Here is a 13027-nt window from a genome sequence, read left to right as displayed (position 1 = left end):
CTGTATCTTTAATACCAACGATTTCAACTTCTTCGCCTACTTTCACGATACCAGTTTCAACACGGCCAGTTACTACTGTACCACGACCTGAAATTGAGAATACGTCTTCGATTGGCATAAGGAATGCTTGGTCGATAGCACGTTCTGGTTCTGGGATGTAAGAGTCAAGAGCTTCAACAAGAGCAACCACAGCATCTTCGCCGTATTGACCAGCTTCACCATTAAGCGCTGCAAGAGCAGAACCACGGATTACTGGAGTGTCGTCGCCTGGGAAGTCATAAGTAGAAAGAAGTTCACGAACTTCCATTTCTACTAATTCAAGAAGTTCTTCGTCATCCACAAGGTCGCATTTGTTTAGGAATACAACGATGTAAGGTACACCTACCTGACGAGAAAGAAGGATGTGTTCACGAGTTTGTGGCATTGGACCATCAGTCGCAGCACATACAAGGATCGCACCATCCATTTGTGCAGCACCAGTAATCATGTTTTTAACATAATCGGCGTGACCTGGGCAGTCTACGTGAGCGTAGTGACGGATCGGAGAATCGTATTCTACGTGTGAAGTATTAATTGTAATACCACGTGCTTTTTCTTCTGGTGCAGAGTCGATTGCAGCGTAATCTTTCGCTTCACCACCGAATTTTTTTGCACATACAGTTGCAATTGCAGCTGTTAAAGTAGTTTTACCGTGGTCGACGTGACCAATTGTACCCACGTTAACGTGTGGCTTATTACGTTCGAACTTAGCCTTAGCCATGAGATCTTCCTTTTTAAACTACTCATGCAGGGATACTGCATGAGCATTTGGTTTTTAACTATGAATTAGTTTGGGCTTATAGTAATCGAAAGATTACTCGTCGTCACCTTTTTTACCGCCAGATTGGAACTTAGCGATGATGCCTTCAGCCACGTTACGTGGTGTTTCAGCGTATTTAGCGAATTCCATAGAATAAGTCGCACGACCTTGAGACATAGAACGCATATGAGTTGCGTAACCAAACATCTCAGAAAGTGGAACTTCTGCACGGATAGCTTTAGTACCACCAGGTAAATCGTCCATACCTTGAACAAGACCACGACGACGGTTTAAGTCACCCATGATATCGCCCATGTAGTCTTCTGGAGTTTCTACTTCAACTTTCATGATTGGTTCAAGCAAGATAGGATCTGCTTTCATGAAACCGTCACGGAATGCGTAAGAACCCGCCATTTTGAACGATAATTCGTCAGAGTCGACGTCATGGTAAGAACCATCGAACAATGTCGCTTTGATGCCAACAACTGGATAACCAGCTAGGACACCATTCTTCATACGTTCTTGGATACCTTTGTCAACCGCACCGAAGAATTCTTTAGGTACTACACCACCTACAACTTCTTCAGCAAACTCGTAATCTTTGCCAGCATCTTCAGCAAGTGGTTCTAAACGTACGTATACGTGACCAAACTTACCTTTACCACCAGTTTGACGTACGAACTTACCTTCTTGTTCAACTGATTTTTTGATCGTTTCACGGTAAGCTACCATTGGTTTACCAATGTTCGCTTCAACGTTGAATTCACGCTTCATACGGTCAACAATAATGTCAAGGTGAAGCTCACCCATACCAGCAATAATTGTTTGACCAGATTCTTCGTCAGTACGTACGCGGAATGAAGGGTCTTCTTTCGCCAAACGACCTAAAGCAACAGACATTTTTTCTTGGTCAGCTTTAGTTTTAGGCTCAACCGCAAGCGCAATTACTGGCTCTGGGAATTCCATACGCTCTAGTGTAATTACATTGTTTTCATCACATAATGTATCACCAGTCGTAGTATCTTTAAGACCTACACATGCTGCGATATCACCCGCACGAATTTCTTCAATATCGTGACGGTCATTTGCGTGCATCTGTACGATACGGCCAACACGTTCGCGCTTCATTTTAACTGGGTTATAGCAAGGGCTACCTGCTTTAAGCACACCAGAGTAAACACGTACGAATGTTAAGTTACCTACAAATTTGTCGTTCATGATTTTGAACGCAAGCGCAGAGAACGGAGCATCGTCAGACGCTTCACGAGAACCTTCAGTTTCGTCTTTGTCGTCAAGGATACCTTTAATCGCCTCGACATCAGTCGGCGCAGGTAAGAATTCAATTACAGCATCCAACATACGTTGAACACCTTTGTTTTTGAACGCTGAACCACAAAGCATTGGTTGAATTTCATTCAACAATGTACGTGCACGTAAACCTGAAACGATTTCTTCTTTAGTTAACTCACCTTCTTCAAGGTACTTGTCCATGAGTTCTTCTGATGCTTCCGCAGCAGCTTCAACCATGTTAGTACGCCATTCGTTAGCTAGTTCAACTAATTCAGCAGGGATTTCGCCATATTCAAACTTCATACCTTGAGACGCTTCGTCCCAGATAATCGCTTTCATTTCGATTAGGTCAACAACACCCTGGAAGTTTTCTTCTGCACCGATTGGAACAACGATTGGCACTGGATTACCACCAAGACGTGTTTTAACTTGTTCAACAGCACGGAAGAAGTTCGCACCAGTACGGTCCATTTTGTTCACGAATGCAATACGTGGAACTTTATATTTATTTGCTTGACGCCATACAGTTTCAGACTGAGGTTGTACACCACCTACAGCACAGTAAACCATGCATGCACCGTCAAGAACACGCATAGAACGTTCAACTTCAATAGTGAAGTCTACGTGTCCTGGGGTATCAATTACGTTAATACGGTGCTGTTCGAATTGGTTACCCATCCCTTTCCAGAAGCATGTTACTGCCGCTGAGGTAATAGTAATACCACGTTCTTGCTCTTGTTCCATCCAGTCTGTAGTTGCAGAACCTTCGTGAGTTTCACCAAGTTTGTGACTCTCACCTGTGTAGAACAAAATACGTTCTGAAGTGGTAGTTTTACCAGCATCAATGTGCGCAGAGATACCAATGTTACGATAACGAGAAATTGGGGTTTGACGAGCCATGATTTCTAGCATTCCTAAATTTTGTTGTTTAAAACAGGACGCTTTAAGCTGCATAGCAACTTAAAGCGATTCGATGACAAAACAGTGACAACTGATTTGTCACCCTCCTGAATAGGGGCTGTTTTATCCGCTTAGAAACGGTAATGAGAGAAGGCTTTGTTGGCTTCAGCCATACGATGCACATCTTCACGTTTTTTGATCGCTGCGCCTTTACCTTCAGCTGCATCAAGCAACTCACCAGCAAGACGTAAAGCCATAGTTTTTTCAGAACGCTTAGCAGCAGCATCTACTAACCAACGCATAGCCAAGGCAGTACGACGGGATGGGCGTACTTCCATAGGCACTTGGTATGTAGCACCACCAACACGGCGTGCTTTTACTTCGACCATAGGACGAACTTTTTCAAGAGTAGTCTCGAAAAATTCAACTGGGTCTACTTTAGATTTTTCTTGAACGCGGTCTAAAGCACCGTAAACGATACTTTCAGCAATAGATTTTTTACCATCTTGCATTACGTGGTTCATGAATTTAGCGATTGTTTGGCTGCTGAACTTAGGATCCGGAAGGATTTCACGGGCAGCAACTACGCGACGTCTTGGCATTTTAATACACCTAATAAATATGACACTTCAGGTTACTCCAGCAGGTGCACAAAGTGTCATGTGCTTTCGCTGGCCTTACTATACGTCGCTTGGAATTTTCACAAAAAATGCAGAAATCAGACAAGCGAGACGATAAAGGATTGCAGTTCTAACGAACTAAGAAGTTAATCTTTTCAGATTATTTCTTAGGACGTTTAGCACCGTATTTAGAACGAGACTGGTTACGATCTTTAACACCAGCACAGTCTAAAGAACCACGAACGGTATGGTAACGTACACCTGGTAAATCTTTAACACGACCACCACGGATAAGAACAACACTGTGCTCTTGTAGGTTATGGCCTTCACCACCGATGTAGCTAGAAACTTCAAAACCTGAAGTTAAGCGAACACGGCAAACTTTACGCATTGCTGAGTTAGGTTTTTTAGGTGTAGTTGTGTAAACACGTGTACAAACACCACGACGTTGTGGACAAGCCTTCAACGCAGGAACTTTAGATTTTTCAACTAAAGTTGTACGACCCTTACGGATCAACTGATTTGTTGTTGCCATTTGGCAATTCTCCCGTTAATAAAAAGCCCCAAAAAATACTACTTTTTGAGGGCATACAATTGTAAGCGAAGACTTAAAATTGGTCAACAATATACGATCATCGAAAACATTTATTCATCATGATTTGCGCAATTTTTCACCCACAAATAAATAGTTTATTTTTCAGAAGAATCTGCTGATTTTTTTGTAACTTTATCTACGGCTGCTGTTTTGGCTTTACGCGGCTTAGTTTTGGGTGCAGCTTTTTCCACTGGGACATCCTCCTGCTGTACAGATTCCAACACATCAAACTCATCTTTTTCAGCTAAAGCAGGTTTTTGCGCAGCCCCGGGTGCATGAGGCTCAACAACTTTCTCCGCAAGTGCCTCCAAACCTTCTGAGACTTTTTGTTCCTGCTCTACTTCCACTTCAGCTGCATCAGAGTTTTTAACTTGTGCTTTTTTAGTGACTTTTACTGCGCGGATACTCTCATGACCTGTAACATCTATGGTCTCATCTAGTACAGGCTCAGCCAAATCAATATCTTTCGCCTTAATACCTTCTAGTAATTTAGGTGTTGCTTGAGCAAGCAACTCAAGAGAACGCTCATAGGCATGTAAAGGTGACAAGCTAATATCCTGATGCTGCAAAATATATTGGCGCGCATTAGAAAAGACTTGCTGTGCCTTCTGATTCACTTCATCCACTAAACGGCGACTATACACCACACTTACACCAACACTCGCCACAGGAGATAATCGTGATAGCTGATTTAACAATGAAACTTTTGGCATTTGATTGAGCCATGCCCACTTGAACTGACCATTTTCATCCAGTACATATTTTTTCAATGCTGCTGCATCTGTGTCCGAACCCACCAATTGCTGCAACTGATGCAAATCACTATTTTGCAGCGTGCTACTCAGGGCTTTAATCGCCATAAGCAAGGTTTGTTTTTCTGCAATTAAACTCAGGTCGACCTGTTTAAAAATAAACTGAACAATATCTTGGTCACTTTCTTTACTTAAGTCGAAACCATAAGAACGTCCAACTTGATAAATCACTCGCAAGGTCATAATCAATGACGCAGGGATATCAATACTTGAACCGATGACACCTGTCGCACCTGTTAAAACCCCTTGAATTGAAGCAATCCATTTATTTTGCTCGCCCAAGGCCTGACTAATGCGACGCGAACGATCGACATCTTGTGTCAACTCTTCTAAATCACGCACCCCAGCTTCATCAAGCACCACATCTACAGATGAAATATCCGAACTAAAATGATTCAGTCGATCAAAAAGATAGTCTGAAACCTTGTCGCTAAATTGAGGGGCAACAAAATTAGCCACATTATTTACGGTATTAAAATGTCGACCGAATAATTGTCTAGAAACATTTGGAACGTGTTCACGCAGGATTTGCTGCGGATTATCATATTTTTTCACATCAAATACGCTCGTCTGACGTGACTGACCTTCCAAGGTTTGACCATTTTTTTGTGGTTGAATGACCTTAGTTACAGATTCGGGTGCAACATGATTGATAATAGACACCCCAGTAGAACTGAGCTTTTTAGCCACTCCAAAGGCGTTTGAGAGCAGACCAGCCGTTGGTTTATTATTCGTTTTCGCCATTCCCTACCCCATTCAGACTATTCTTGAAATTCTTGATAAATACTAGGTGTAGTCAAACTTTATCACAACTTGAATATGTATCTTTAAGTTAAGTTTTTTGCTGCATCGTTGCAAATTAGCTCAGTCAAAAATAGGCATAGGATTTGCCATAAGAATTCAAAAAGCTTTCTGCTATCATTATTCCAATCAAATTATATGAGTTCGTCTATTTAGAAAGTTTCCTTCGTATACTTTCAATAGCTTGCTCACACACTACCTATAAAGGATCTGTAGATGAAACGTGTTGTAATCACTGGTATGGGCATCAACTCATGCATTGGTAATACATTAGAAGATGTCACTCATTCTTTGCAAAACGGGATTTCTGGAACACGTTTCAACCCAAGTTATGCTGAACTTAATTTCAAAAGTCATGTCAGTGCAGCTGCAGAACAAAACTTTGACGGTATTGACCGTCGCTTAAAACGCTTTATGGGCGTATGCGCAATGTATGCATACAACTCAGCTTTGGCTGCGGTAGAAAATGCAGGCTTAACAGCAGAACAAATTGGCGGTAATCCACGCTACGGTATTGCGGGTGGTTCAGGTGGTGGTTCAACTGCATCTGTTGTTGAAATGAAAGAACTTCTAGACACCAAAGGTGCACGTAAAGTTGGTCCATTCTTTGTACCTCGTAACATGACCAACACCATTACTGCAAACGTGGGCGTGGCATTTAAAATGCAAGGTATTGCACATACGATTACTAGCGCATGTGCAACATCTGCCGATGCCATTGGTTATGCATACAACCTGATTCAATTGGGCAAACAAGACTTAATGCTTGCCGGTGGTGGTGAAGAAGACCATTGGTCACAAAGTCTTTTATTTGATGCAATGGGCGCACTTTGTTCAAAATATAATGACACTCCAGAGACTGCTTCACGCCCTTACTCTGCTGACCGTGACGGTTTCGTCATCGCAGGTGGTGGTGGCTTCGTTGTACTAGAATCTCTTGAACATGCTCAAGCACGTGGCGCAAACATTTTGGCTGAAGTTGTCGGCTATGCAGCAAACTCTGATGGTGCTGACATGGTTGCACCATCGGGCGAAGGTGCGACGCGTTGTATCCTTATGGCTTTAGAAGAAGCTAAACAACACGGCGTAGACAAAATTGACTATGTAAATACACACGGTACGTCTACTCCAGCAGGCGATGTCACTGAACTTAAAGCGATGGAGCGTGCCTTCGGTGAAGGGCAAGTTCCTCCGCTCAGCTCGACCAAATCGATGACCGGTCACAGTCTGGGTGCTGCAGGTGTACAAGAAGCGATTTACTCTATTCTGATGATGCAAAATGACTTTATTGCACCAAACATCAACGTGACTGAACTTGACGAAGGTGCAAAACCTTTTGATATCGTACTTGAAAAACGTGATGCAAAATTGAATACTGTGATGAGTAACAGTTTTGGTTTTGGCGGTGTAAACGCTTGCCTCGTTTTCAAAAAATGGGAAGCTTAATATAAAGTTTGCTGCTTTGGCGCTTCGGTGCCAAAGCACACACCCACCGCCCTTTTAAGGGTCAATATATGGATGCTCCATCAGATGCTTTCCTCTGGGTCAAAGCATTACATATCATCGCAGTTGTTTGCTGGTTCGCAGCGCTATTTTATCTCCCTCGCCTTTATGTCTACCATGCCATGAGTGATGATGCTACGAGTCATCAGCGCTTTCAAATCATGGAACGCAAGCTATATCGCGGCATTATGTGGCCCGCAATGATTGCTACACTGATCACGGCGCACTTCCTCGTCGATTGGGGTGATGCAACACGACACTACCATGAAGCGCTTTGGTTCTACCTAAAAGTAGGATTGGTTGGACTGTTGGTGATTTATCATTTTGTATGTGGTTATTACCGTAAAAAGCTTATCGAAAATGCACATTATAAATCGCATAAGTTCTGGCGTTATTTTAATGAAATGCCAACTTTGATTTTATTTGCGGTTGTCATTTTAGTTGTAGTGAAGCCAAGCTTCTAAACGACTGTAAAAAAGCCCCTACTCATTGGGGCTTTTTTATTTCTATACCAAAATGTTTATATACAAAAACTACAACTGCACACAGCTATCTAAAATATTCCAATTGTGTGCTCTAAATTGCTCACGCGGATACGGCACTTCAGCACACAACATCCCCTCTTTCTTAAAGAAACGTCGACCGTGGCTATTTTGACTCAACTGCATTAAATCAGTCGCACCCTGATTCAACAAATTAAAAATCATAATACGATCATTCAAAATGCGCCCTGCAAGCACAGAGCGCTCCCAAGGCACCCCCTCTATATTGGACAAAGTATTGCCCAAATAATTTTTGATATGCCAAGATGAATACTGTCCCTGTTTTTAACCACCCTGCATCCTAAACGAATCATAAGAAAGCTCAGATAGCTGTGCCGCCTCTTCATATTGCTTAAACAATTGATTTACAGTTTGATTTGGCAAATACAACCAATACATCAAGGAGGTATTCCAGCCCAATGATTGCTGCACCTGCTTCAACACCGCATATACGCCATAGGCTTCCAATTGCGCTGCTGAGCGCAAACTCAACTGACGAGTACTTAAAGGCTCCAAATAAACTACTTGTCCAGTCTTTAATTGTTCATTACGTATATTTGGACATAACGTGCCAGCCAGTTTTGAATCAGCATCCTTTCAACCAATGAGTTCGGGCGCTCAAGCATCTGCTGCAATCTGTGATATTCAGCCATATATGCATCCAGCTTATCCTCTTTATTTAAAGCAATATTGATCTGATAAAGGATCGCCAACTAATTTAAATACTTAAAGTCTGGATATGCGGAATTGCTCGGCATACTTAAACTGAGGTATTGGTCTGCATGCTGCAACCATGTGTTAAAGCGCTGCAACGACACCTTTTCTTGCTGTATCAACGCACCAAGCACCAGACGATGCTCAACAACAAATGCACTAACCGCTTTAGGATCATCGACCAGCAATTGCTGAAACTCAGCAACTAAATTCGTCTGTTCTTCTGACCACTTTTCACGCGTTAGCTTCGCATTCAATGGCTGGCCCAATACATTCTGTTGCTCTTGCTCCAACAAACTAAATGCCCAATCTTGATGATAACGATAGCGCCCAACATTCAATGCCGAAAACCGATCTCCAGCATTCAGCCCAAGCAAGTTAAAATACGGCTCTTGTGTATAATTTGAATGATAAGAAATTTCAGACTGCTGCCACTTGAGCACCCGAGGATCAATACGCTCATCCCACCGCAGCCAAAGACACACAACAACTGCAAGCAACAGTAAGATAATAAAGATGATTTTTTGTTTCATTGATTTCTTATTTTGAATTATTTCAGCCGCATTATATTCAACTCCACCATTCACGCATACAAAAAAAAGCCATCACAAGATGGCTTTTTTTACTGTAAACACAAATATTTATGCAGGAATACGAAGCACCTGACCTGGGAAAATGTCATCGGCATTTTTTAGCAAAGGACGGTTTGCTTCAAAAATTTTATTGTATTGATTTGCATCACCATAAAATTCTTTAGAGATTTTAGACAGGTTATCGCCTGATTTAACTGTATAAAATTTACTTTCAGGTTCTGGCGTTGCTACAGTCAACTGATCATCCACTTGCGCCACATGATCAATATTCCCTACCGCCAAGATAATCTTTTCACGATCCGCTTGGCTTTGTACCTGACCTTTCACTGTCGCTAGATCTGAAGTACCGTTATAACTCACAGACAAACCAGTTACAGGCAAGCCCAGTGCTTTAATATGACCCAATAACTTATTGGCAATTTCTTGTGCAGATGGTTCAGAAGGTGTTGCTGGCGCTGCCTGAGGCTCTGCAGGTGCTGTATTTTTTTTACCGATACCTTTTACAAAATCAAAAAGACCCATGTTTTTCTCCGTTGTTTTTACTGTTTTAAATAATTTAACTATTGTTCAAACTCTATTTTTATAGCTAAAAAATAACCGCTTTTGAGTTGTTGTTGGTGACAGAAACGTAAGCTAATGTAAAAACAAAATATTCGGCATAAAAAAGCCACCGAATGGTGGCTTTTTAAATCAGCATCGCTGAAATCTAAAATTAACCTAGTTTCTTAGAAACGTAGTCAATTGCAGATTGTACAGTAGTGATTTCATTTGAATCTTCATCAGGAATAGTGATGTCGAAATCGTTTTCGAAAGACATAACTAATTCAACTAGGTCTAGAGAGTCTGCACCTAAGTCATCCATGAAAGAAGCTTCGTTTTTGATCTCGTCTGCTTTAAGACCAAGTTGTTCAGCTACTGCTTGTTTTACGCGTTGTTCGATATCGCTCACAGGAATTCTCCTCATTGCTTGTGGCGTTTTTAATGCCGTTAGTTTAATTGAATCTAAATCGTTTTGAAAGTTTATACTTGAGCGCTTAGCTCATGTATAAACCACCATTTACATGTAATACAGTTCCGGTAATGTAACTTGCCTTTTCAGAAGCAAGAAAACTTACGGCATTTGCGATATCTTGCGGCTCACCTAAACGGCTTAAAGCCACTTGATCACTCATCTTTTTACGAATTTCTTCGCTTAACTGTTCTGTCATTTCTGTTGCAATAAAGCCCGGAGCCACTGCATTTACAGTGATTTGGCGGCTTCCCATCTCTTTTGCAAGGCTGCGACCAAAGGCCTCAATCCCTGCTTTTGCAGCAGAATAGTTTGCTTGTCCTGGGTTAGCAAAATGTGCAACCACAGAACTAATATTAATAATTCGGCCAAAACGTGCTTTGGTCATGCCCTTTAAAACACGTTTAGAAAGTCGATAAACGGCTTTCAAATGAATGTTGAGAATGTCATCCCAATCATCTTCTGACATACGAAGTAACAAATTATCTTTGGTAATACCCGCATTGTTCACCAAAACCAATACAGAACCAAAGTTTTGCTCAATGTCTGATACCAATGCATCAATTGCAGTTGCATCACGTACATCTAGAACTTTACCCGCACCATTTTCAGCAAAAGCAGCAGATAATTTTTCCGCACCCGCTTCTGAAGTTGCAGTACCTACAACAAAATAACCGTCTTGAATCAATTGCTGAGCAATTGCTGCTCCAATCCCTCGGCTCGCACCTGTTACTAAAGCAACTTTGCGTTCTTGTGTCATGCAATTTTCCCTTCTGCCACTAAAATGGCATTCAGTGCATCTTCCATACGACCTTTCGTGTCGAGTGGGAATGCTTTTTCAATATTTGGCAAACGTTTTGCGAGATTCGCAAGGACATTACCCGGACCACATTCAGCAATGTACTGAATACCTTGGTCTTGCAAATACTGCATGGTCTTTGTCCACTGTACAGATTGGTATAACTGTGCAGTTAACGCCTGACGTAATTGCGCTACATCAGTCGCGATTTCAGCGCCTACATTTTGTATTACAGGTATAGTAGGCAGCTCAATGGCAGTTTGTTCCAATGCTGTCGCAAACTGTTCAGCAGCAGGTTTCATCAATGCACAATGCGATGGCACAGAAACCGGAAGTGCGATTGCCTTACCGCCATTTTCTTTAGCAGCAGCCATAACCGCTTCAACCATGGCTTTATCGCCAGCAATGACAACTTGACCTTGTGCATTGTAGTTTGCAGCATCTACTGAACCTGGGCCTTCTGCTTGAGCACAAAGTTCAATGACTTTGGCATCATCTAGACCCAAAATTGCCGCCATTGCACCTTGACCTTCAGGTACAGCACTTTGCATTAACTGACCACGTAGGTTCACCAGTTTAACGGCATCACCTAGGCTCATCGCACCTGCAGCAACCAAGGCGCTGTATTCACCTAATGAGTGACCTGCAAGGTATTTCGGTGCAACACCACCTAACTCTAACCACACACGCCATAAAGCAATACTGGCAGTCAGTAGTACAGGTTGAGTAAATTCTGTTTGGTTTAACCCTTCACCACTTTGAGCAATTTGCCAAAGATCAAAGCCAGCCGCTTCTGATGCTTCTGCAAATGTTGCTTGCACAATACTAAACTGTTCTGCAAGTTCAGCGAGCATGCCGACTTTCTGTGACCCTTGACCCGGGAACACGAATGCAGTTTTAGTAGCTTGAGCTGCTTGCTCGAGTTGTTTAGCAGACATAAAAAAATCCTTTATCAAGACTGGTGAATTTATGCTATTTGGACATTTATTCAACACAATCCCATGTAAGCTTGTTTCAGGGACGGAAATTTAACACTTAATTTTTGTCTTGGTAATTGCCAAATGCAACAAAAAATCGGTACAAAAAAAGGGAGCTTAACGCTCCCATTTTTTCTACTAAGCTTGACGCTTAATACATCACCAATTATTCAGCAGATGCTTTAGCGAATAATTGACGACCACGGTAGATACCATCTTTAGATACGTGGTGACGACGGTGAGTCTCGCCAGTAGCTTGGTCTACAGTTAATGCATTCTCGGTTAAAGCGTCATGTGAACGGCGCATGTCACGGCGAGAGCGACTTTTACGGTTTTGCTGAACGGCCATGATGGCTCCTTACAAAGATCGAAAAAATGGATCAGAACAAATTCGATTGTCTTATACATATGAGTATAACACAAAAATTAGTTAAGTTTACCCTTCAAACCTGCCAAAACATCAAACGGGTTGTCCCGTTTTTCTTCAACAAGCTCTTCAGCGGCAGGTTGATGCTTATGTTCACAAGCGTCATGCTTAGGTGACAAAGGCATCAACAATAACAATTCATCCTCTATCAGTGAGAGTAAATCAGCAGTCGCAGGCGCATCATATGAACCTTTGGTTGTTGCTTCACTTTCACCTAAAACGATGAAATCAGCATCCTCATCCAAGCGCTCTATCAGTGACTCGTCATCTACAAGAGCTAGATGAAAACTTGAAACAAGTGGGATCTCAACAGTATCCAGACAACGCTGGCATTCCATTGGAACATTTGTTTCAACATGACCATCTAGCCATACAATGCGATGATAAGCATCCATTGATAGCTTACAGTCTATGTTAATCAATTGATCATCAATTGATCCAACAGCTTCACGAGCAATACGAACAAAGCGAGATAATGGCAGTGTTCCTGACCATTTAAAGCCCTGTTCAGCCCATTTAAACGGCTCAATCTGTGCCGGAAAGGTATTTGCTGACATAATTAAGGCGGCAATTCTACAAATTCATCAGTACTCTGTCAAAGATTAAGATACAATTTTGTACTTATTTAGACAGACCATTTGGGTAA

The 13027-nt window shown here is 42.0% G+C and carries 16 protein-coding genes; 2 read left to right on the top strand and 14 right to left on the bottom strand.

Annotated elements, in window-relative coordinates:
- The 5 genes from FTU65_RS12135 to FTU65_RS12115 all read right to left on the bottom strand — a co-directional run.
- On the bottom strand, nucleotides 1-760 hold a 760-nt coding region (locus tag FTU65_RS12135; RefSeq protein WP_180011959.1), incomplete at its 3' end, for an elongation factor Tu.
- Nucleotides 761-853: 93 nt separating this feature from the next.
- On the bottom strand, nucleotides 854-2989 hold the full coding sequence (gene fusA / locus FTU65_RS12130) for an elongation factor G (protein ID WP_180004228.1): 2136 nt from the start codon (nucleotides 2987-2989) through the stop codon (nucleotides 854-856).
- A gap of 131 nt (nucleotides 2990-3120) precedes the next feature.
- Nucleotides 3121-3591 (bottom strand): 30S ribosomal protein S7, encoded by a 471-nt coding sequence (gene rpsG / locus FTU65_RS12125; RefSeq protein WP_005011815.1) that lies wholly within the window; start codon nucleotides 3589-3591, stop codon nucleotides 3121-3123.
- 178 nt (nucleotides 3592-3769) lie between these two features.
- The gene (gene rpsL / locus FTU65_RS12120) at nucleotides 3770-4144 is read right to left on the bottom strand and encodes a 30S ribosomal protein S12 (protein WP_000246374.1); all 375 of its coding nucleotides are present in this window, start codon (nucleotides 4142-4144) and stop codon (nucleotides 3770-3772) included.
- Nucleotides 4145-4299: 155 nt separating this feature from the next.
- Complete coding sequence (locus tag FTU65_RS12115) at nucleotides 4300-5760, bottom strand: EcsC family protein (protein ID WP_180065386.1); 1461 nt, start codon at nucleotides 5758-5760, stop codon at nucleotides 4300-4302.
- Nucleotides 5761-6033: 273 nt separating this feature from the next.
- Between FTU65_RS12115 and FTU65_RS12110 the strand changes: the two genes are divergently transcribed.
- Nucleotides 6034-7263 carry a beta-ketoacyl synthase N-terminal-like domain-containing protein gene (locus FTU65_RS12110; protein WP_180055301.1) on the top strand — a complete coding sequence of 410 codons (1230 nt, stop codon included), beginning with the start codon at nucleotides 6034-6036 and terminating at the stop codon, nucleotides 7261-7263.
- A gap of 68 nt (nucleotides 7264-7331) precedes the next feature.
- On the top strand, nucleotides 7332-7784 hold the full coding sequence (gene hemJ, locus FTU65_RS12105) for a protoporphyrinogen oxidase HemJ (protein WP_180022661.1): 453 nt from the start codon (nucleotides 7332-7334) through the stop codon (nucleotides 7782-7784).
- Nucleotides 7785-7853: 69 nt separating this feature from the next.
- Here hemJ and FTU65_RS12100 read toward each other — a convergent pair whose 3' ends face one another.
- The 9 genes from FTU65_RS12100 to FTU65_RS12060 all read right to left on the bottom strand — a co-directional run bounded on the left by FTU65_RS12100 (nucleotide 7854) and on the right by FTU65_RS12060 (nucleotide 12938).
- Nucleotides 7854-8096 (bottom strand): hypothetical protein, encoded by a 243-nt coding sequence (locus FTU65_RS12100; RefSeq protein WP_180055299.1) that lies wholly within the window; start codon nucleotides 8094-8096, stop codon nucleotides 7854-7856.
- Nucleotides 8097-8147: 51 nt separating this feature from the next.
- A complete protein-coding gene (locus tag FTU65_RS12095; protein WP_180055297.1) occupies nucleotides 8148-8378 on the bottom strand; it encodes a hypothetical protein in 231 nt (76 codons plus the stop codon).
- Nucleotides 8379-8575: 197 nt separating this feature from the next.
- Nucleotides 8576-9109, bottom strand: a complete 534-nt coding sequence (locus FTU65_RS12090) for a hypothetical protein (protein ID WP_180065384.1) — start codon at nucleotides 9107-9109, stop codon at nucleotides 8576-8578.
- Nucleotides 9110-9217: 108 nt separating this feature from the next.
- The gene (gene lysM / locus FTU65_RS12085) at nucleotides 9218-9691 is read right to left on the bottom strand and encodes a peptidoglycan-binding protein LysM (RefSeq protein ID WP_180008199.1); all 474 of its coding nucleotides are present in this window, start codon (nucleotides 9689-9691) and stop codon (nucleotides 9218-9220) included.
- Between the two features lie 190 nt (nucleotides 9692-9881).
- On the bottom strand, nucleotides 9882-10118 hold the full coding sequence (gene acpP, locus FTU65_RS12080) for an acyl carrier protein (protein ID WP_078190054.1): 237 nt from the start codon (nucleotides 10116-10118) through the stop codon (nucleotides 9882-9884).
- Nucleotides 10119-10203: 85 nt separating this feature from the next.
- Nucleotides 10204-10938: a 3-oxoacyl-ACP reductase FabG gene (fabG, locus tag FTU65_RS12075; protein WP_180066832.1), complete on the bottom strand. Its 735-nt coding sequence runs from the start codon at nucleotides 10936-10938 to the stop codon at nucleotides 10204-10206.
- Complete coding sequence (gene fabD / locus FTU65_RS12070) at nucleotides 10935-11915, bottom strand: ACP S-malonyltransferase (protein WP_180066831.1); 981 nt, start codon at nucleotides 11913-11915, stop codon at nucleotides 10935-10937. The genes fabG and fabD overlap by 4 nt, the downstream gene beginning before the upstream one ends.
- Before the next feature lie 205 nt (nucleotides 11916-12120).
- Nucleotides 12121-12303, bottom strand: a complete 183-nt coding sequence (gene rpmF / locus FTU65_RS12065; RefSeq protein WP_004279227.1) for a 50S ribosomal protein L32 — start codon at nucleotides 12301-12303, stop codon at nucleotides 12121-12123.
- 77 nt (nucleotides 12304-12380) lie between these two features.
- Nucleotides 12381-12938 (bottom strand): DUF177 domain-containing protein, encoded by a 558-nt coding sequence (locus FTU65_RS12060; RefSeq protein ID WP_078194223.1) that lies wholly within the window; start codon nucleotides 12936-12938, stop codon nucleotides 12381-12383.
- Nucleotides 12939-13027: the final 89 nt, after the last annotated feature.

The organism is Acinetobacter sp. YH12129 (assembly GCF_013418685.1).
Classification (GTDB): Bacteria; Pseudomonadota; Gammaproteobacteria; order Pseudomonadales; family Moraxellaceae; genus Acinetobacter; species Acinetobacter amyesii.
This window is presented reverse-complemented; position numbering and strand designations above follow the sequence as displayed.

Bases quoted from the DNA above. Each gene is read 5' to 3' on its own strand.
- fusA (WP_180004228.1), bottom strand. From the start codon at position 2,989: ATGGCTCGTCAAACCCCAATTTCTCGTTATCGTAACATTGGTATCTCT.
- rpsG (WP_005011815.1), bottom strand. From the start codon at position 3,591: ATGCCAAGACGTCGCGTAGTTGCTGCCCGTGAAATCCTTCCGGATCCT.
- rpsL (WP_000246374.1), bottom strand. From the start codon at position 4,144: ATGGCAACAACAAATCAGTTGATCCGTAAGGGTCGTACAACTTTAGTT.
- FTU65_RS12115 (WP_180065386.1), bottom strand. From the start codon at position 5,760: ATGGCGAAAACGAATAATAAACCAACGGCTGGTCTGCTCTCAAACGCC.
- FTU65_RS12110 (WP_180055301.1), top strand. From the start codon at position 6,034: ATGAAACGTGTTGTAATCACTGGTATGGGCATCAACTCATGCATTGGT.
- hemJ (WP_180022661.1), top strand. From the start codon at position 7,332: ATGGATGCTCCATCAGATGCTTTCCTCTGGGTCAAAGCATTACATATC.
- FTU65_RS12090 (WP_180065384.1), bottom strand. From the start codon at position 9,109: ATGAAACAAAAAATCATCTTTATTATCTTACTGTTGCTTGCAGTTGTT.
- lysM (WP_180008199.1), bottom strand. From the start codon at position 9,691: ATGGGTCTTTTTGATTTTGTAAAAGGTATCGGTAAAAAAAATACAGCA.
- fabG (WP_180066832.1), bottom strand. From the start codon at position 10,938: ATGACACAAGAACGCAAAGTTGCTTTAGTAACAGGTGCGAGCCGAGGG.
- fabD (WP_180066831.1), bottom strand. From the start codon at position 11,915: ATGTCTGCTAAACAACTCGAGCAAGCAGCTCAAGCTACTAAAACTGCA.
- rpmF (WP_004279227.1), bottom strand. From the start codon at position 12,303: ATGGCCGTTCAGCAAAACCGTAAAAGTCGCTCTCGCCGTGACATGCGC.
- FTU65_RS12060 (WP_078194223.1), bottom strand. From the start codon at position 12,938: ATGTCAGCAAATACCTTTCCGGCACAGATTGAGCCGTTTAAATGGGCT.